Source organism: Pantoea sp. SIMBA_079, from assembly GCF_046940275.1.
Taxonomy (GTDB): Bacteria; Pseudomonadota; Gammaproteobacteria; order Enterobacterales; family Enterobacteriaceae; genus Pantoea; species Pantoea borealis.
The window spans coordinates 1-269 of the sequence record NZ_JAWRYR010000350.1 but is presented as its reverse complement, the minus strand read 5'-3'; the positions used below and the strand labels follow the sequence as shown (position 1 = coordinate 269).

Genomic DNA, 269 nt, shown 5'->3' with positions numbered 1-269 from the left:
ACAGAGTTTACCGGCGGGTGATGGCGGTTTGTCTCTGGGGCAGGGGGTTATTGCTGCGGCGCGTTGGTTAGCGGGTGAAGTCCAGAACGGATAAAACGTGTTGCATTTGGACACCATTGCCGGATGCGGCGTAAACGCCTTATCCGGCCTACGGCTCGGTTTGTAGGCCTGATAAGACGCGCCAGCGTCGCATCAGGCTCCGGGTGCCGGATGCAGCGTGAACGCCTTATCCGGCCTACGGCTCTACGGCTCGGATTTGTAGGCCTGAT

Annotated in this window: 1 protein-coding gene; it reads left to right on the top strand. The window is 59.5% G+C overall.

From position 1 onward, the window contains the following. Nucleotides 1-94, top strand: a 94-nt coding sequence (locus SB719_RS20320; RefSeq protein ID WP_412159765.1) for a hypothetical protein, incomplete at its 5' end; no start/stop codon positions are given. Nucleotides 95-269: the final 175 nt, after the last annotated feature.